This window comes from Bradyrhizobium sp. P2_E8 (assembly GCF_056403875.1).
Window position 1 is genome coordinate 1 of record NZ_JBFUES010001834.1, and the last position, 642, is coordinate 642.

The 642-nt window shown below is 60.4% G+C and carries 1 protein-coding gene; it reads right to left on the reverse strand.

All coding sequences use genetic code 11. From position 1 onward, the window contains the following. Window positions 1–397: hypothetical protein (locus tag AC1D00_RS44180; protein WP_477015085.1), on the reverse strand; the 397-nt coding region annotated here is incomplete at its 3' end. Window positions 398–642: the final 245 nt, after the last annotated feature.

Sequence of the window (642 nt, forward strand, 5' to 3'; positions counted from 1 at the left end):
GCTTGTCCTGGCAATCAGCGTAGGGCTCTCGCAGATGCGTCGCGCACCGCGGCCGGCGTCGCGAGGATGGCCGGGTAGCCGCTTGCTGCCTTGCCTTTGGGTCTCGACCTTCTTTTGTCTCATCCACGTCTTCGACGCGCCGTTGGACCGCGAGCATTCGCTCTGGCAACGCGCCGAATTCTGGAATCGCTATTACTTCTACTACAAGGAACTGCTCGTCGATCACTTCTTCTACCCGACCTTTGTTCGATGTTTCCGCGGCCGTCGCCGGCTTCGAATGTTCTTCGCCACCTTCGCTGCCGCTTGTGTCGGCAACCTGCTGTTTCACTTCATTCGCGACATTCATTTCGTCGGCGACATGGGCCTTTGGCGGGCTGTGGTCGGTCAGCAATCGCATGCGTTCTACACGCTTGTCCTGGCAATCAGCGTAGGGCTCTCGCAGATGCGTCGCGCACCGCGGCCGGCGTCGCGAGGATGGCCGGGTAGCCGCTTGCTGCCTTGCCTTTGGGTCTCGACCTTCTTTTGTCTCATCCACGTCTTCGACGCGCCGTTGGACCGCGAGCATTCGCTCTGGCAACGCGCCGAATTCCTGTTTTACCTCCTGGGAGTCCCGACATGACCACGAAGGCCGGCTCTGAAATC